Raw genomic sequence first — 18078 nt, 5'->3', positions numbered from 1 at the left:
GGAGCAAGATCATGACAACCATTCATTATCGCGAAATTGTATATGACGGCCATACCTTTAGTGCGGAGGTCGTTGATGAACAATCTACATTTGACCTACAACAATTTGCTCAAGCTTGTGGTCAAAGCCCTGACTGGATTATTCAGTTAATTGAATATGACATTTTATCTGTCGACAATACGCCTGAAGCACATCAGTTTATGGGCGAAGATGTCGCACGTGCACGTAAAGCGTATCGTCTGCAACGTGACTTTGACGCAAGTTTGGCAGCAGTTGCGGTGATGTTAGATTTGATTGATGAAGTACAACAACTTAGAAAACAGTTGAAGCATTTTCATTAAGACTTTTTTCTCAATAACTTTTTCAAAAAGGCATGAGCTAACGTGATGGGCGGCATGGATGCCGCCTTTTGGACTGCGGTAACATGGATGTACCGTCAGTCCAATAAAGGGGTTTTGTTACTTTTGCCCAGTCAAAAGTAAGGATATGCCTATACAAAAAACATCTAATTCATCCTTAAATTTGAGGCAGTACTAACCACTCAAATTTACTGATTTTTGAAAATTCCTATTACTTTAACCGAGTAATCTTCTCTAATTCCTTCACAGTCTGTTTAATCGGCTCATATTCCAAAAACCAAAACAAATTCATCCGATCTTGACGATGCTGTTGAGCCAGTAAATCAATCACACTTTTTTCACCACGCCCAACCAAGTGCTGCCGATAAAAATAGTACAAAAGCAAAATCGTACTCAGTAGCATGACCCCTAACATAATCCAGAAACCAACTGGTGATTTAAGACCAGGAATAAACTCAAAATTCATTCCATAAATGCCCGTTAAAAGGGTGAGCGGCGCAAAAACTGCCGTGATAATTGCTAGAATCCGCATGTTTTCATTGGTTTGGTTTGCAATAGCAGAAAAATGCAAATCAATGGCCGACTGAATTGCGCTACGTAACCGTAAAGTATGTTTCTGAATACGTTCCACATGACTCATTAAATCATTTAAACGAACCAGTAAAATATCTTGTGAATTGCGGATATGTCCACCAACCACATGATGGTAATTTTCTACAATTTCATCTCGAAATTCTTGAAGGGTTTCGATTTGTTCTTCACATAAATTTTCGACCTGTTGAAAGGCCATATTTTCATGGAATAACTGGTGCCATTGTTTAAAACGACGATTACCCTGTAATAGTTGTTGCTGCCAATGCTCGACTCTTCTCGTCAATGGTGAACGGATATCAAGATAACCATCAACCATACTATTTAACAAGCGTAACGATAAATCGACAGGTGAATTCGGTAATTTACGGGTTTTGTTTTGTTCTTCTAAAGTTTTACATAAAATATTTTCGAGACGTTGAATATAGCTTTCAATCGACTTATTGCCCTGCTCACGCACGCTAATCAGTACATCAGGCGTCAAGATAAAACTGATGGGTGTCGTCGCTAATCCAAAAACACTATCTTGGGATTCAGCATGTTTAATTTCATCATCAGGTGTAACCAGCTTTTTAAAAATGAGCAGGTCATATTCTTCAAGGGTGTCAAATGCGCAGGGATGTTCAATATTGGCAATATCCCGCATATGAAACTCATTAATCACTACACCTGAAAGCTGATGAATCCTTTGTTGCCATTCTTCGTTATGATTCACCACATCCGTTCTGACACTATCAATCCAGAAAAACTCCAGAACATGTTCACTATGCTGTTCTCGGCTTAAAAAGACATAGCCGTCAGCTTGATGGCGATAAAAATAATAAACCTGCATACCACAACGATCTGTTTTTATATTACTTGCATCATGCCATAAAAAAAGTCCGCATCAAGCGGACTTTTTCATTTCACTAGAACAATTATGCTTGTTCAATGTCTTTCATAGTCAATTTAATACGACCACGATTATCAACATCAGCAACTTGTACTTTCACTTCCTGACCTTCTTTAAGAACGTCAGTTACGTTCGCAATACGTTCATTTGAAATTTGCGAAATGTGAAGAAGACCATCAGTACCCGGCATGATATTTACAAACGCACCGAATTCTACAATACGGATTACTTTACCGTCATAGATCTTACCTGGTTCAACTTCAGCAGTAAGTGCTTGAATTTTTGCAATCGCAGCACGAGCAGCAGCTTTAGTTTCACCAAATACGCGAACTGTACCGTTATCTTCAATATCAATTGCAGCTTTAGTTTCTTCAGTAATGGCACGAATCGTTGCACCACCTTTACCAATAACATCACGGATCTTGTCTGGATTGATGTTAATCACTTCAAACGTCGGTGCATGAGCACTGATTTCAGCACGAGCACGTGAAATCACTTTATTCATTTCATTAAGGATGTGCATACGACCAGCAAATGCTTGGTTTAATGCAACTTCCATAATTTCTTCAGTAATACCTTCAATCTTGATGTCCATTTGAAGTGCAGTAATACCGTTTGCAGAACCTGCTACTTTAAAGTCCATATCACCTAAGTGATCTTCGTCACCCAAGATGTCAGAAAGTACTGCAAAACGCTCACCTTCTTTCACTAAGCCCATTGCGATACCAGCAACTGGTGCTTTAAGTGGAACACCTGCATCCATAAGTGATAATGATGCACCACATACAGAAGCCATTGAAGATGAACCGTTAGATTCAGTAATGTCAGATACGATACGGATTACGTACGGGAAGCGGTCAGCAGCAGGAAGAACAGCTTGAACACCACGACGTGCTAAACGACCATGACCGATTTCACGACGCTTAGGGCCAGACTCACGACCAGTTTCACCTACAGAGTATGCAGGGAAGTTGTAGTGCAACATGAAGTTGTCAGTTTTAGTACCTGACAATGTATCAACCATTAATGCATCACGAGTATTACCCAAAGTTGTTGTTACCAACGCTTGAGTTTCACCACGTGTAAATAATGCAGAACCGTGAGCGCGGTCTAATACGCCAACTTGAACGTCGATACCACGAACAGTTTTAGTATCACGGCCATCAATACGTGGTTTACCTGACAAGATGTTGTCACGTACTGTACGGTATTTAAGGTCTTCAAATAATTCATTTACTTCGTCAGCAATACCAGTTTCGTCATTTTCAGGAACGAACTGAGCTACAGCTTCTGCATAAAGTGCATCAAGTGCTGCATAACGGTCTTGTTTAACCGCAATTGTATATGCTTCAGAAATTTTAGCTTCGAAAGCTGCTTTTAATTGCTCAAGAAGTGCTTCGTTTTTGCTTGGAGCAACCCAAGTTGATTCAACTGCACCAGCAGCAGCAGCAAATTCTTTAATTGCTTGAATCGCGATTTGCATTTCGTCATGACCGAAAAGCACAGCACCAAGCATTTGGTCTTCTGAAAGCTCTTTAGCTTCAGATTCAACCATTAATACAGCAGATTCTGTACCAGCAACAACAAGGTCAAGATCACTTTCTTTCAACTGTTCAAAGTTCGGGTTAAGAACATATTCACCGTTGATTAAACCAACACGTGCGCCACCGATTGGACCACGGAAAGGAGTACCAGCAATAGATAATGCTGCTGATGTACCAAGCATTGCTGCAATATCAGCATCCATAGTTTTGTCAGAAGAAACAACTGTTGCTGTTACTTGGATTTCGTTGAAGTAACCTTCTGGGAACAATGGACGAATTGGACGGTCAATAAGACGTGAAATTAAAGTTTCAGCTTCAGAAGCACGGCCTTCACGCTTACCGTAACCACCAGGGATACGACCAGCTGCATATTGTTTTTCTTGATAGTTAACTGTTAACGGGAAGAAGTCTTGACCCGCTTTTGCTTTAGGTTGAGCAACAACTGCAACTAAAACAGTTACGCCACCCATTGTAATTAAAACTGTGTTTGCTTGACGTGCAACGCGACCCGTTTCTAAAACGACTTGATGTTGACCGAATTGGAATTCTTTACGAACGATATTAAACATTGACATGTATTGTATTTTCCTAATTTTATTCTAGTGAGACCCCTAAGGTTTGGCATTCAGACTACAACTATTGGTAGATAAATGACAAAGCTTAGAAGCCATCACACTAGGCCAAAAATTTTAAATAATATTAAACGCAAAGAAGGAGCGCACAAGCGCCCCTTCTAAACATCACTTAACCTAAAATTAAGTGAAACTCTCTTTTCAGCGATAAAGCATTGCGACATGCGAAATAGCGAAAACAAAGTGAAAATCGAATTAACGACGTAAACCTAAAGCACCGATCAAAGCAGTGTAACGACCGTGGTCTTTACCATTTAAGTAGTCGAGCAATTTACGACGTTGGTTAACCATACGAATCAAACCACGACGGCTGTGATGGTCGTGTTTGTGAGCTTTAAAGTGACCTTGTAAATCATTGATTTGAGCAGTCAATAAAGCTACTTGTACTTCTGGTGAACCAGTGTCATTTTCAGCGCGAGCAAATTTAGCAATGATCTCTGCGCGGTCTGCATTAGTTAAAGCCATTCGATTTCTCCGAGATGCTTAAAAAAGTAAACGATATGAATCAGTTGAGGCAACTGACTGCCGTGCATCACTACAGCAAGTTGCCTATTTTAAGGTATCTATAGGTGGATTGCAAAATAGTTTTCAGTAACTTGTCATTTTAGACACTGACACGAGCATGCTAACCCTGCACACTAGCTTTGAATAAAAAGAAAGAAGCGCGAGGGACGTGTGAAAATTTTTTCAACCAACACTTGTCCAGTACCGGACAATATTGAGCAAGTTATTCGTCGTCAAGATGAAGTTGCTGCTGAACAGGGTGGAATGACTGAGCGCCAGGTTCAAAAAATCTGGAACAGTATAGAAGCACTATATAAAACCGGAAATTATCCACTCATTACCTTCTGCTTACGTAGACAAGGTAAAATTTTGCTGAACAGAAGCATTGGATATGCTCAAGGGAACTCTCCGGCAGGATTACAACAGAATGCTCTGATTGCGACTCCAGATACACCCGTTTGTCTGTTTTCAGCATCGAAGATGATCACGGCCATGCTGATTCATCTACTAGATGAAAAGGGCGAAATCAATTTACTTGATCCTGTGAGCTACTATATTCCGGAATACGGCGTAAATGGTAAGCGCCGTGCAACACTCTTTCATTTATTAGCACATCGTGGCGGCATCCCCTATATTGATGGCGATGTCACGCCCGAACTTCTATTTGATAAAGATGAAATTTTAAAACGTTTATATGCTGCCAAGCCTGTGTCTCCTGCTGGGAACCATCTTGCCTATCATGCGGTTACGGCGGGTTATATTTTAGGAGAAGTTATTGAACGTGTGACTGGGCAAGATTTACGTGAGTTTGTGCATCAAACTATTGAAAAGCCAATGGGAATGCCTTATTTCAATTATGGCTTAAAACCAGAATACCGCTCAAAGGTGGCCTTAAACTGTGCAACGGGTCTACACCCTCGGCTTGGTACCGATCATTATCTGAACCATGTGTTAGGTGGAGGGTTACAACTTGCAGTTGATGTGACTAACGATAGTCGTTTCATGGACACAATTTGCCCAGCCGGCAACATTTATACCAGTGCAGAACAAGCTGGACGTTTCTTTGAAATGCTTTTAAGTGGCGGAAGCTACGGCGGTCAGCAAATATTTAGTGAGAAAACGATTTTCAGGGCAACACTGCCGACCACAGGCGTTAACATTGACCGTACTTTACTCATTCCAATGCGTTATGCCTTAGGTCCAATGTTAGGTAGTAATCCTGTAGGCCTTTTTGGTCCAATGACGGGACAAGCTTTTGGTCATTTAGGGTTCTCCAACATTTTATGTTGGGCCGACCCTGAAAGAGATATTAGTGTTTCTTTATTAACAACGGGCAAATCGGTCGTGGGAACTCACCTACCTGCTTTAGCCAACGTGCTTTATCAGATTTCAACACAATGTCCACGCATTCCTAGAGATCAGCGCCGATCTTTGTTTGGCAGCGACGCTCATGAAACGAACTTAGTGTAAATCAAATAAAAAACCCAAGCATTTCTGCTTGGGTTTTTTGCGCTGTAGTTTTTGTTTATCGTGTTATTTCTATTTTTATTATCGTTGGTGAGATGCTAGTCACATCCTTCTTGTTGTTTTAACTGACTTCCGTTGTTTTGTTTCTATTTCCTTATGTGATGTATTGTGACATATCCAATTATGAAGAAAAGTAGTATTTTTCTTATCATCATGTAAGCAAAAACGTACAGGTCTGTCTAATATTTAATAAATAACGGTTTTTGCCCCATTATCGTACAGTTCTGTATAACATTTAACTTAACAATTCACAGGAAAAATGGGTGTTTAAAAATCATATTACAGATAAATATATTGATATTATTGATATAAATTTTTAAAAGAAATTACACTCAATATTGGCTTAAATCCGAACTTTTCTGATAATTTTTAGAAGTAAATAAAATTGAGAATATAAAAAAGCCCTGTAGTCTCTCCCAAAACTACAAGGCTTAGCGGCTGTAAGTTTCCTCTTTATACACCTACATCATTGTAAGTTCGCAGTCTCTCGACTTAAGCTATTATTATTGTGCGATTTTGCCCGACATTCCTTGCCAAGCTCGTTGTGCGTTTATAATCTCAAAAACGTGGGGTGTACTCTAGCAGCAAATATCTCGAATCTATGTAAGCTTTTTCTTACAAGGGTGAAAATATTAAGTTTGACTTAACGAACTAACCGATTAACTTTCTGAACTAAACCACTTTTTCGTGTCGTACGAACTGTAAAGGACTGTAGTAAAGCTTCGGGATGAACCAAAAGACTCACTACTTTTTTAGCACGTGTAATCGCAGTGTAAATAAGCTCTTGGCTTAATAAATTCTTTGCAGCCTGATCCAGAACAACAGCAGTGTGTGTAAATTCAGACCCTTGCGATTTATGAATCGTTAAAGCGAATGCACTTTGAATACTTTTAGGTAATCGATTTGCAGCGACCCATTTATTCAAACTTGGAAAATATACTTCAAACTGCTGAGGTTGAGTTCTATGTTCAAAACACAGACCAATGTCACCATTTGAAATACCGAGCTGATAGTCGTTATAAGTCATCATTACCGGACGGCCAACATACCATCCTCCTGCTGTCACTATTGAAAGTTGTTGCTGTATCCAACGCTGCGCATATTGATTTAACTGTTGCAACCCAAATGGACCATGACGAACAGCCGTTAAAATACGATAGTCATCAAATGCTTTTACTACGTTTTGGATCTGTTCAATCGAGCGCTCTTCTTTTAAATAATTTTTTAGGCTTTTTACATATCCTTGGAAACCGAGCATGAGCTTCTGATAATAAATTTCGACTTCTGCATGATTCCCTTCTGGCAAATACTCAAGCTGAACCACATCGGGCATATCAACGTCTAAAGGAATTGAACGCAACTCTGAAACCTGAACAATATCAATTTCAAACCGCTGTAAAACCTGCTCATGATTGATCTGACTGGTTTGCATTTGAATAAAACGTGCCACCTGCCCAATCAACGCCCCTTCAGCAAAACGACGACTGGTTTGTAATTGTACCCTGTTGTCAGCGAGTGCCTGTATTTGTTGCAAGTCAGCAAGAACCGCTCCGACGTCGACGGAAGCAAGTTGATTTGCATCTCCTAATAAAATAATTCGACAAGACTCTGGCACTGCTTCAAATAGAAGAGTAGCTAGATTTAAATCCAGCATGGAAGCCTCATCCACAACAATCACGTCATAAGGAAGTGGTTGTTTTTGATTAAACCGTGGTGTTTGGCTATGTCCCATCCCCAATAATCGGTGAATTGTTTGCGTTCCCTGATTCCTTAGTTCTTCGTTCACTAATCCAGACTCAAGTAATTTAGGGTCATTAAACGAGTTCTGTAAGGCTTCTTGCATTCGCTGTGCCGCTTTACCTGTTGGAGCAGCCATCGCCACACGAATATTTGGAATTGCTTGGCTAAGCACAGCAATAATACGTGCAAGCGTATAGGTCTTACCCGTACCTGGCCCACCGGTAATAATACTCAGGCTCTGCCGAGCAACCATTTGTAAAGCCGCCTGTTGATGAGGGTCTGTGAGTAGGTCTAAGTGGTCATCACAAGATACAGGTTGAATTAATTGTTGCTTTAATCGACAAATTTGTTCTGCAAGTCGTTGCTCTAGGTGCCAATATCGGTATAATGCCAACCCCTGCTCATCATAGACGCATGGGGCAACATTTAAGGTTGCTTGATCGGCAGATATAGCAAGCTGACCAAGTGCTGCAATTTGCTCAGAACTGACATCGATACAGCTATCGCCTTGCAAGCTCGCTTCAATAAGCTGCTGCAAGTAAGAAGTGGCTTCTGACACTTGCGATTGCTCAGTAAATGGAGCCTGATTTAAGAAGTTACTCCACGTTGTTAACCAGCTTAAATCGGCCTGTTCAGAGCTATTTAGATTGTCCACACACTTATCCACCTAGTTTTCCACACGCTTGTCCACATGGTTATAGACAGGCTTATCCACATGCCAAATATTTGTTAATATTAAAATTACATACTTTATCAGCATTTTTCATGCAATTTTATCCTCAGCAAAATACCCTAAAATGGCATCAAGACGCAGAATAAACTCAATGCTAGGCTGCCAGTAATAATAGCCCTGCTCAGCTTCACCATTCATGCCACGTAAATAAAGATAAGTTGCCCCACCTAAGTGTTGCTCAATTTGGTAATCCTGCATTTTGACTTGCAAATAGCGATGTAATGCAACGAGATATAAACCAGCCTGTAGCCAATAACTTGCTAAAGACATGCTTTGAGCAATGCTATCACTACGATAATCTGCAAGATCATCACCTAAGTAATTACTTTTATAATCGGCAATGTGGTAACGCTGTCCATCAAAATAAACCAAATCGATAGAACCATTGAGGTAACGCGCTGAACGTGCTTCAAGTAATTCAGGCATATTCAAACCATACTCAGCGAAAAGCTGCTGAATACGTGTCATCGCTAGAACCCGATCTGACAATGCCAAATAAAAAGGAAACTCTGACAAATACTGCTCTTGTTGAAGCTGATTTAGTTGGAAACCTTGATAAAGTGGCGTTTGCAAAATGTCTTTCAGCCACTCTGCAACTGACTGGTAAAGCAGATTTTCGGCATCGTCCTGTTCAGGGAAGCACTCGTTATATTTATTAAGTAAATCTTGCCAAAGACTACTATAGTCATTTTTAAAACGACGACGTATTTCACTTACCCAGTCATCTGAACATTGAAAATCGATATGCTCAAAGATTTCATGTAAGAAATTACCGGCAAGCGTTCCTCGCGGAAAGTTACTCTTGATCCAGTCAATCGGCTGAGCACTGATTGCTTCAGCAGTGTTGATTAAGTCCAACTCATCTTCTGCTAACACAGCATCATTGCTCTGACTGGCCAATAAATCTGTGCCCGCCTTATGTTTTAAATGCTGTGCCAAGTAACTGAAACTGGTTTTCCCTCTCGAATAAAAACGTTGTTCAGGAAACCGTTGTGCTTGTATTTCAACAATACTTGTTTGTTTGGCTAAATGAATTGCCTGTGGAATCTGCTCCAAAACCATTTCATCCGTACAGCAACGGTGTTGAAAAGGCTCAGTCCTATTTTTCCAAAACGCGAGGCCTGATACTGATTTACCATCCACATCTTGTAAAAGTGCATAGACGCGGTGGCTTGCTCGCGTTAAAGCGACATACCAAAGACGATTCTGTTCAGCAAGCGCTCGTTCTTCGTGTTGCTTAAGTTCAACTTCATTCAAATAAGTCTTATCAGCAATCGCAACTACACGTTGAGTCAAGGTCTGACTTGAGTCTGGTTGGACTACATCTTGGGTCGAAAAATTCAGAGTTTTGTTATTTTCTCGAAAGGGCTTGTCTGCACCTAATAAAAATACAATCTTAAATTCCAGTCCTTTTGACTGGTGAATTGTCATGAGCTGAACGCCAGCCTCACTCGACAATTTACGTTCTAACTCCCAATCACGATCAAGAGGAGAACCCAACTGTTTGAGGTACCAATGATAGAGGTTTTGCGCGCCTGAGTATTTCTCACTATGCTGACTCAAAATTTCAGTCAAATGACGCAAGTTCACCACAACCCGTTCATTATCTTTACTTTGGGCAGCGACCAAATTTTGCCATATATCAAATTGGATGAGACATTGCTGCCATGCCACTAAAAAACCTTGAGCGGACCACAACTCTCTAATAGTGTCAAAACCAGTCATAAACTGGCTTAACCCTTCGGCTGTCTGCTCAAGTTGCAAGAGTTGTTTTAAATCCATGGCAAATAGACGGCTAATTAACGCTCGTTTTACTTTTGCCTCATCGTAAGGATGAAGTATGGCGGTCAGCAAAGCCCCCACGTCTTGAGCAATCGAGCAATCGAAAACACTTCGTTTTGATGGCCTGTTAACACGAATTCCTAAACGTTCTAGCTCAAATTGAACTTTATCCAGCCCATCATGATTACGAGACAATACCGCAATATCATCTTCGTTTAAGGTTTGAGTCTGAGCATCTTTTTGAAAATATAGTTGTCCAGCATGTGACTGGTTAAGTAGATCTCGAATCTTCCATGCAACTTGCTGAGCCTCTGTTTCTTTATCTTTGAGCATTAACCAGCGTAAAGGGTGAGGATTATGATTGTTCTGCTCAATTAATACAGGATGAGGCCGAGTTCCTGCTCGAATTGGGTCATATTGAACTTCCTCACCAAAGTCGATTTGCCTTTGAAATAAGGCATCGACCACTTCAACCAGATCAGCAACAGAACGATGGTTATGAATTAACTTATATTCACGACCATGTTTGGCTTGAATATCTTTATAGGCATTTAAGAAGGTGAGCATATCCCCACCGCGGAAACCGTAAATCGCCTGTTTACGGTCGCCCACCATAATCATGCAGCCTTTTTGGTAGCGCTCTGAATGACGCCAAATGCTCGCCAGCATATCGTCTTGATCTTGGTTAGTGTCCTGAAATTCATCGACCAAAATTAAGGGATAACGCGCCTGAACAAATACAGCAAAACGTTGACCCTGCTCACCTTTTAAAGCTTCAGAAAGTGTACGAATTTGCTGAGAAAAAGTAGTTTCACCTTTATTTTGTAAAACCTGTGGTAGACGTTTTTTCACCTCTACACATAAATAAGCTTTTAAATAAATATGAAGCTGGTCGAACTGCTCGGCGTAGTTTTTCAGCACACCAAACAGCTTCTGAATTTGCTGAATACAGGGATGCTGATAGAAACCCTCTGAGATTTCAGCAGGACATTTCTTAAAAACTTTTTGATCGGCAAGTTGGCCTAAAAACTTAAAAACAAGTTCTCGTTGTGCGGCTAATGACCCGTCAAAAACTAAAATAATGTCACTTTGCTTTAGAACTTGTAGTAGCTGCGGTAAACATTCACTAAATAGTTTATTAAATGCCCCATTTCTAAATACTGTCCCGCTCACATGTTTATAGTGCTCGCCATCAAGCAAGTAATATGCTTCTAAAAGGCTAATATCAATTTCTGTCGCTAATTGTTTGAGCTGCGCAAGTTCTTCAAATTGAATGGTTGGTTTTTCGGGAAGTTTAAAATGAGCCGAACTAAAATTAAGTGAGTCTTCGACCAGTTTAACAAAACTATCAACACTCTTAAGCTCACCTGCTAGATATAAAGCATCAATCACGGTTTGAGGTTGAGACTGTATCCATTCACGCAAAACATCATGAATCAGTTGTCGGCTATAGGTTTTGGCATCATCAGTAATTTGAGCGCGTTCAATTTTGCCACTCTCAAAGGCAAACTCACGTAATAGTTTTTGGCTAAAACTATCGAGTGTTCCGACAAATAACTCGTCTAATTGATCGATGACCAATTTTAAACGTTCACACGCATAGGCAATACGCGTCGCAAAACTTTTTAAAATATGTTGGAGTAATAAATCAGGCTCTTGCTCCGCCTGCGTAATTAATTCGTGTTCTGTAAAACTACGCTTGGTCTCTAAGTAACGATACGTTTCGACCAAACGGGCGCGAATACGACTTTTTAACTCAGCAGCGGCAGCACGGGTAAATGTGGTCGCAATGACTTGTCTAGGCAAATGCTTTTCAAGAAAGATACGGACCATCAAACTTGATAAGGTATAGGTTTTTCCTGTACCTGCCGAAGCTTCAATTAAGTGTAAGCCACTAAATTCAATATCAATAATAGGTTGATAAGACACCTGTACTCTTGAGTTCATGCCTTACTCCGAATGTTGAAATTGAAAAACTGGATGATACAGATCATACGCAAACTCATCACAAGCATGTTGAAGCAAAGCTTGCGCATCTTGTTCTTGCAAAATAAAGCTCCAGTCTTGATGCAACTTGCAAGCTTCATTTTGAGTCATATCCATTGTGGTAAATGACCCTGTTTCATTCCAGTATTTTAACAGCTCAGCATAGCTCTTCTCATCCAGTTTTGCTTTTTCTGTCTGATTTGTTGTTTCCCACTGATATGCTTTAGCTTTTTCTAGCGGCTTTAACAATAAGGCTGCTGGTAGAACCAAAGGTTGTTGCTGTGCATGGCGCCAGATTTTAAACCATGGCTGTAAATATTGCCGAGCTTGCTCAGAACTTATGCCACTACAAATTACGGTTTGATCGCTAAAAACCACAATACGGCGTTTTTCAGCCCCTGCACTTCCCTCATTTAAGTAAGCTAACCAAAGTAGATATTCTAACCAGACTTTAGCGCGTCTTTTTGCCCGAGCACTTGAAGGCTCCATACTCACCCAATCCCGAGTTTCAGACTTCGGAACTGTAATATTCATATGAAGCTGTTTAGCAATTCGCCAAATACGCTGAGTCGTTGGTGTTACTGCTGGTGCATAATGGTGAAGACGTTCAAGTAAACATTCTTGCTCAAACACACCTTGTTGCCATGCGCTATATTTGACTTTGCCTACAGGTAACTGATCACTTAATACTTCAGGTTGTGCTTGCTGTTCAGATTGCTGTAAAAAATATCGAATTGTATAGCGCCCTAAACCATCTAATAATAAAGGTTCATTTTGGTCGAGCACTCCGACACTTCCTAAGTTTTCTACCCCTAAAGTTTTCAAATATAACCGTGCAGGGAATGTCACATCTTGTATCCACTGCTGGCTTTCTAAAACCAGGATGTCAGGTATTTGTAGCGGATAGGTCGTGTTCGCCCAAGGCTGACGGTTTCCTGAGACTTGCTGAATTTGTGTAGCGACCTTAAACCAGTGATCTTGATAACGAATAACACGTTTCTCTACAGTAAATCCTTTCGGGTCAAAAGGTTGTAAATCATGAAAGTGATAGAGTTGTTTTAACTGTGAAGGAATCTCAATCCCTTCAACAACTATATTTTCAGGTGCATCATTTTCAGCTTTCACAATTAAAGCAAGATGCTCACGAAACTCTTGAAGAATACTGGAAGGTTCGCGCACTTCGCCATCGTTCACATCAAAGCCGTTATAAAACAGCCATAAATTTTCTTGGGCTAATAATAAAGCATCTAAAAAAGCACCTTGATCATCTTCAAGTCGAGAGCGATCACCTAACTGTTGGCGCAGTGCATCCATTAAATCAAATGGAACATGGGTATCACGGTTTGGAAATTGCCCTGCATCAAGATTTAACATAACCTTTAAGCGATAAGGTAACGGTCGAATATGTCCAATTTGAGCGAAGGTAATCTGCCCTGTCGGTTCAGCTTGTGCACTTTGACTTTCTAAAGTCCGTTGAATTTCTTCAATAATATAAGGCAGAGGCAAGGTAATTTTGCGCAAAGTTCCTGTTTCTGTCTCGGCGTAATAACTTGCGAGTGTCAACATTCGTTCTTGTTTTTTAACAATTTCCCGCACAGCCTTTAAAGCTGCAACACCGACCTGCTCAAATTCAACAATATCTTTGCCTAGCACTTGAAGCCAATATTCAACCGTATAGACTTTCCCTTGTTCATGTAGAGTTAACCAATCACGGCGCTCATTCAAATCTTGATAAATTTGAATGAGTGTACCAATCAACTCAAAATCACCCGGTTGAACTTTGGCATAACTCAACACCTGATTAAATGTCGCATGCACAGGCACGGCAATACCAAGAGCCAATCGCTCTAAGGCAAATTTAAAGCTATATCGGTAATCATCATCACCGTCACACAGACTTCGCTTGAGATGCTCTGCATCAAGCCCTCGTTTAAAGCCTGCATCGGCGAGTAAATTTAAAATTCGCTCAACCTGAACATATTCAAGTTCATAACGTTGCTGGGTCGCATGTAAGCTTAACCAGTCAGCAAAATCATCAAAGCTAAAACGCCCCTGCATCAGTTGAATACGTCCAATCACGGCACGCCATGCATTAAGTGCATCGAGTGATGCAACACCTGCGATTTTCACAGGCAAATGCACACCCTGTTCAGTAGCAGTAGCGGGAAATACACTTCGAATTAGAGGCTCAATATCAGCCAAATTAGGAACTAAAACTAAAATATCGTTTGGACGGCGCGGTTGCTCATGTGGTTTAGCCAGCCAACCAATCAATTGCTCTTTTAATACTTCAAGTTGACGTAAAGTCGAATGACAAACATGAATCTGAATAGAGTCATCATCGGAAGCAAGCTCATATTGCTTAGCTTGCGGCTCCACTAAATGCAAAATATCTGACTGAACTTTACCGAGTAAACTTTTTGGGAAATCATCCACAAAAGCATCAACCCACTTACCTTCTTCGCCCGTAGACAAATTCGATAATAGTGAAAAGTGGTCGCGGGCTTGCTTACCCAATCTGGTTAAAAGCGGATGTCTGGACTCACGCGCTTCAGCATTAAAGTTGAGTGTAAATTTATTAAAGAAATCACTAATTTCAGCATCTGTTGCCTTCGGGTTTTTCGCAATAAAACGCTCTTTTACCCCTAAATCATAACGCTGTTTCCACAGTGGATCGACACTATCAGCCCAATATTCTTGTGAAGGGTTATAGTGCAAAATCAATACATCAATATATTGACCTAAACGGCGCAAGAACTGTAACTGGCTGGGTGGTAAATCTAATAACGTAAAGATCACCACTTGATTAGGTAATCTTGAAATAGCGCGCTTACTACGGTCCGGATGATCTAATTCTTGCCAAAACAACTCATCGATTTGCTGCATCTGCAAAAAGTCATCATGAAAATGTTGTTGCCATAACCAACGCTGCCAACGTTCTAGCTCTTGCGTTTGATGCAATGCAAAAGCAGTCACTTCTTCATCTTTTTGTACAATATATTTTTCAATATCTAGTGATCGGCCCTGCCCCCAAGCAGACAACCAGTTTTCCGGACAGGTGCAACTATTTTCACAACCACGCTGGCACTGTCCCCGATAAATCATATAGTTGCTAAATAGATCGGCAACCTGCTCAGCGACCCAGTACAACATTTTTTGTTTTTTTAATTGTTTATCTATGCCTTGTTCGAGTCGATCTGCGCTGTCATAAATACGCTGAACAATAGAATGTAATGGATGCGACGGGTCGATGCTCATCGTGTCAGGTTGAATAAATTCGTGCAAAGCCTGATGCACCCGCCATTTAAAAATCAAACGCGGGATGTTCGCTTTACGGACCCGCTCTTTATGTGCAGTTAAAACTTGCTGATAGGCAAACCATTGGAAACCTCGTACCCGTTGGTGAAACTGGTAATTGGCACTCATGCCTTGCTGTTCTGCAAGTTTTTGTATCAACCACTGCTCGACCGCAGGACTTGGAACAATAAAATGCTGGGTTTTCAAAACCTGTAATGGATACGTTGAAGCTTGAGATGTAGACGCCAATACACCTTGTAACAACACATCAATACGTTGACTTTGAATAACGTGAATCCCCATTTATTTCATATCCTGCTTGCATAATTTATGCACAAAATCATAAACATTCATTACTATACAACTGAATCTGACTATGTCACGTTGGTTTAAACACAGCATAATCTAACTTTAAGTGTCACTTACACTTGGTTTTGAAGAAGCATCAAGAAACTGATACAGGTAAACATGATGAAAATTGATAATATTCCTGACTATATTGATCCTAGCCTAAATCTGGAACAAATTCGCGATGAGTGTCATGACCTCATCAAAAAAAGAGCTTACATGTCAGCTGGGGCGGCAATTGTACCGATTCCATTTTTTGACGTGGTGGTAGATTTAGGAATTTTGTCGCACCTCATTCCAGATATCAATTCCCGTTTTGGTTTAGCACCTGAACACGTAAGTGTCTATGACCCAAAAACTAAAACAATTCACTGGGATGAGCTACGTAAACGCGGTTTTGAATTTTCAGGCTTTGTAGTGGCACGCACTACCGTTAAAAAAACATTTAATGGCTTTTTTGGCAAAATCGTAACGAAACAAGTCACTAAATTTATACCGCTAGGCGGACAAATTGTAGCAGCTAGTTTAGGCTATTTCATGATGAAAAAAATAGCAGAAACACATCTTACTGACAGTTACAATCTTGCAAAACGTATTCAGCAAAAAAGCCGCACCACCATTGTAAATTAATCTATGCCTTATGGCTGAGAGCTTAATCTGCTCTCAGCTGTTTTAAAACCGCCTTTAATACTTCTAGACGTGCTGTATATTTATCATCAGTTGCAACAATATACCAAGGTGCGTAGTCAGTACTGGTTCGCTCAAACATATCTGCTGCGGCTTTTAAATAATCGTCCCACTTATCACGATTACGCCAATCTTCTGCGGTAATTTTAAAACGTTTATGCGGTGTTTCTTCTCTTGCCTTAAAACGCTGCTCTTGCTCATCTTTACTAATCGCAAGCCAAATTTTTACCACAATGGTTTGGCTATCAAATAAATCTTTTTCAAAGCGGTTAATTTCGTCATAGGCACGCTGCCATTCTAAAGGTGAAGCAAATCCTTCAACACGCTCAACAAGTACACGCCCATACCATGTCCGGTCAAAGATCGTGATTTTCTCGGCTTCATTAATGCGGTTCCAAAAGCGCCATAAGTAAGGATGTCGTGCTTCAAAGCGTTCAGGTGCTCCAATACAGTGAATATCATATTCACGCGGGTCTAGGTTTTTAACAATTCGCTTAATTGCACCCCCTTTACCGGCAGCATCCATTCCCTCAAAAGCAATGACGACATTGCGTTTATCGAAACGCATGGCATCAGCAATTTTTTTGCTTAATTTATCGAGCTCTTTTTTATAGTCAGCTTTTTCAAGTGGTTCATTAGAAGGTTTTAATAAACTCTCTGGAATTTTTGCCTGAGGCCATTTCCCCTTTACTTCAGTTTCATGATCAGGGAGTTGGCGCATATGTTGTAAAAGGTATTGAGCAAAAAATTGATCACGTTGTTTTTCATCTTCCCCATCAATAATGTACCAATCATCGGTAAAGCGACGGCGTAACTTTTGCAAAGTGTCGTATTGTTTTTTATTGCGCCAGTCTAGACCATGGAGCTTATGCCAGTGTTGCTCTGACGGGTCAATTTTGTCTAAACGTTTTTGTAGTGATTTCCATGAAAGATCGAACCAGACTTTAACGACATCGACATAGTTATTTTTTAAATCTTGCTCAAATGCCCGCATATTTTCAACATAAGCATCAAAGCGTGCTTCATCTAAAGGTTCAGACACATGTGTTGCTGTAACGAGCAAATCGCTATACCAATTACCAAACATCACCACAATTTGACCTTCGGTAGGAATAAACTCCGAATAAGATTGCCAAAATGCTTCTGTATCTGTCAGCACACGTGGCGCGTCTGCTTTGACTCGTAAATATCTAGGGTCTAACCACTCACGGAGCTGCTTAACTGCCTCCCCTTTACCTGCCAGCTCAATACCACTCATTAAAATCAGCGTGCTTTTCGCATTGGGTTTTCCCCGACTTTCTTTTAACGCATATTGTGCTTCAATCAAGTCAACTGAAAGCAGTTCTTCATCTCGAATTTCAAATTTTGGTTGTTGTTCACTCATAGTCCACGGCTCTAATATTTTATTGTTTAATTTCGATGATCTTTAACTTATGCGGTTAAATGATGAATTGCT

The 18078-nt window shown here is 40.4% G+C and carries 10 protein-coding genes; 3 read left to right on the top strand and 7 right to left on the bottom strand.

The genetic code is table 11. The annotated features are described in order from the left end of the window. Positions 1-11: 11 nt before the first annotated feature. A complete protein-coding gene (locus ACT53H_RS09980; protein WP_016139411.1) occupies positions 12-341 on the top strand; it encodes a chaperone modulator CbpM in 330 nt (109 codons plus the stop codon). A gap of 229 nt (positions 342-570) precedes the next feature. Here ACT53H_RS09980 and ACT53H_RS09975 read toward each other — a convergent pair whose 3' ends face one another. The 3 genes from ACT53H_RS09975 to rpsO form a co-directional block, all read right to left on the bottom strand. Continuing rightward, a complete protein-coding gene (locus ACT53H_RS09975; protein WP_353156497.1) occupies positions 571-1782 on the bottom strand; it encodes a magnesium transporter CorA family protein in 1212 nt (403 codons plus the stop codon). An 85-nt stretch (positions 1783-1867) separates the two neighbouring features. Beyond that, positions 1868-3955, bottom strand: a complete 2088-nt coding sequence (gene pnp / locus ACT53H_RS09970) for a polyribonucleotide nucleotidyltransferase (protein WP_171056879.1) — start codon at positions 3953-3955, stop codon at positions 1868-1870. Between the two features lie 258 nt (positions 3956-4213). Next, complete coding sequence (gene rpsO / locus ACT53H_RS09965; protein ID WP_002114951.1) at positions 4214-4483, bottom strand: 30S ribosomal protein S15; 270 nt, start codon at positions 4481-4483, stop codon at positions 4214-4216. 210 nt (positions 4484-4693) lie between these two features. Between rpsO and ACT53H_RS09960 the strand changes: the two genes are divergently transcribed. After that, entirely contained in the window at positions 4694-5992 is a 1299-nt protein-coding gene (locus ACT53H_RS09960) for a serine hydrolase domain-containing protein (protein ID WP_476009172.1), read from the top strand. 700 nt (positions 5993-6692) lie between these two features. Here ACT53H_RS09960 and recD read toward each other — a convergent pair. The 3 genes from recD to ACT53H_RS09945 all read right to left on the bottom strand — a co-directional run bounded on the left by recD (position 6693) and on the right by ACT53H_RS09945 (position 15890). Beyond that, on the bottom strand, positions 6693-8444 hold the full coding sequence (gene recD / locus ACT53H_RS09955; protein ID WP_476009171.1) for an exodeoxyribonuclease V subunit alpha: 1752 nt from the start codon (positions 8442-8444) through the stop codon (positions 6693-6695). 108 nt (positions 8445-8552) lie between these two features. Continuing rightward, positions 8553-12251 (bottom strand): UvrD-helicase domain-containing protein, encoded by a 3699-nt coding sequence (locus tag ACT53H_RS09950; RefSeq protein WP_174738701.1) that lies wholly within the window; start codon positions 12249-12251, stop codon positions 8553-8555. 3 nt (positions 12252-12254) lie between these two features. Further along, a complete protein-coding gene (locus tag ACT53H_RS09945; RefSeq protein WP_476009170.1) occupies positions 12255-15890 on the bottom strand; it encodes an exodeoxyribonuclease V subunit gamma in 3636 nt (1211 codons plus the stop codon). Positions 15891-16058: 168 nt separating this feature from the next. Here ACT53H_RS09945 and ACT53H_RS09940 point away from each other — a divergent pair, with 168 nt between their 5' ends. Beyond that, the gene (locus tag ACT53H_RS09940; RefSeq protein ID WP_034596465.1) at positions 16059-16565 is read left to right on the top strand and encodes a hypothetical protein; all 507 of its coding nucleotides are present in this window, start codon (positions 16059-16061) and stop codon (positions 16563-16565) included. Positions 16566-16587: 22 nt separating this feature from the next. On the opposite strand, the gene pap is transcribed toward ACT53H_RS09940, so the two are convergent. Continuing rightward, positions 16588-18006, bottom strand: a complete 1419-nt coding sequence (gene pap, locus ACT53H_RS09935; RefSeq protein ID WP_174727019.1) for a polyphosphate:AMP phosphotransferase — start codon at positions 18004-18006, stop codon at positions 16588-16590. Positions 18007-18078 lie beyond the last annotated feature (72 nt).

Source organism: Acinetobacter sp. DMC2, assembly GCF_056314305.1.
Note: the sequence above shows the minus strand (reverse complement) of the source record. Positions and strands in the feature narration are given on the sequence as shown.